Origin of the sequence: Shewanella sp. 10N.286.45.A1, assembly GCF_041470405.1 — a bacterium.
Lineage (GTDB): Bacteria > Pseudomonadota > Gammaproteobacteria > Enterobacterales > Shewanellaceae > Shewanella.
Map to the genome: position 1 here is coordinate 1 of NZ_JBFRMK010000348.1, position 813 is coordinate 813.

Annotated in this window: 1 protein-coding gene; it reads right to left on the reverse strand. The window is 35.4% G+C overall.

Annotated features, from left to right (window positions below):
• Positions 1–15: 15 nt before the first annotated feature.
• Positions 16–693 (reverse strand): hypothetical protein, encoded by a 678-nt coding sequence (locus tag AB4238_RS20975; RefSeq protein ID WP_372035410.1) that lies wholly within the window; start codon positions 691–693, stop codon positions 16–18.
• Between the last annotated feature and the right edge of the window lie 120 nt (positions 694–813).

Below are 813 nucleotides of genomic sequence, written 5' to 3' on the forward strand. Positions count from 1 at the left end.
GCCTATCCTTATACGTTAAGTTTCAGTTTCTTCTTTCTGTGCTTTTAACTTACCTAATCGAACACTTATAAGCATTGCCATTGTTGTTACCATTACAGCCAATAAAACAACAAAAGTAGGAAGTGTTACGTCAAAAATACTTTTGAGTGGTGAACTAACCTTTTCTGAGTCTACATACTTTGTTATTGAAACTAGCATAGTACCAATTGCAGCTGTCAAACCAAGAACGACACTCATAATCTCGGTTTGTTTACGTCTATAATCGGACTGAACTGCTTTTAACTCGTTGGCTTCTACTAATGGTTTATCGACAGATTTTTCTTCATTAACTAGATGCGCCAAAGTTTCACAATAGCTTTTCTTTGTTTCGGACGAAATAAAGCTAGAATCCATTATTTCTTTAATAAGCTCTTCGGCAATTTGTTTTGCTTGATAAGTATCGTTTTTATTAACTTTATATTTCCTAGCAGTTGCATTTATAAGAGATAGAAGAACTTCCATGTCAGGTATATGTCCTTCTGAAATTCCAGGTCTGAGCGCATAGACAACCTCTTTATTTACAGCATCAACCTTTTGGGAATATTCCCTATTATCCTTTTTAGAAAATAAGTATCGAGTAATCAAAGTTACGATCAAACCGCTAAGAATACCGCCACCTATACCAATTACCCACTCATTATTGAAAACTTCCACTGACTCTCCCTGAAACTTAACGCCTACTTAAGCGGAAAAATATAGTTGGCTAAAATGTTGAACGGAGTGAAAACAGCCAACTATATTTTTTCCGTTTGAAGTTCTTGTTGAACGAAGCCG